General features: G+C 57.0%; 2 pseudogenes. One reads left to right on the top strand and one right to left on the bottom strand.

From position 1 onward, the window contains the following. Positions 1–240 (top strand): annotated as a pseudogene (locus ACPYOI_RS35895) (nutrient deprivation-induced protein); the annotation flags it as partial. A gap of 153 nt (positions 241–393) precedes the next feature. Here the strand turns inward: ACPYOI_RS35895 and ACPYOI_RS35890 are convergent. Further along, positions 394–591: pseudogene (locus ACPYOI_RS35890) on the bottom strand (Crp/Fnr family transcriptional regulator); the annotation flags it as partial.

Here is a 591-nt window from a genome sequence, read left to right as displayed (position 1 = left end):
TTTGCGGTGGGCGCGGCGATCGGGGCGGCGTTGCCGCATACGGAAACCGAAGACGAGTATCTCGGCGAAGCCGCCGACGCGGCGAAAGACACGGTTGCCGCCAAGGCATCCTCGATGATGGAGCAAGGAACAGAGGTTGCATCTGACGTCTATAGCAAGACGGTTTCAGCCGCGACCGACGTTCACGATGCTGCCAAGACTCGGGTGGTCGAGGAAGTCGACGCGTTCAAATCGGGGTGAGCGAGCGGGACCTGCACTCCCCCGGAAGAAGAGTTGCGAACGCAATAACATGCTATTGATATTGAAATGGAGCGTCGATGCCGATTGGTCGGCACATCAAAGCTCTCTGCTTATGCCTGCCGTATGCAGCACTGCACGGGGTGATGATCGTGTCTAATACATTGATCCAATGAGACGAGCGAACTCGTGTTCGGGTACACCATAAGCATCGCCGGCGAATGCCTCCAAAGCCTGACGGTTGCGTACGGTCACCTGACCCCTCTCGGCTACAATGAAGCGATGGCCCTCAAGAATATGGAGGGCTGTCGTCACGCTTGGACGTCTCACATTGAGCAGTCCAGCCAAGAAATC

It is taken from the genome of Rhizobium sp. SVR5-2C, from assembly GCF_056755115.1.
This window is presented reverse-complemented; position numbering and strand designations above follow the sequence as displayed.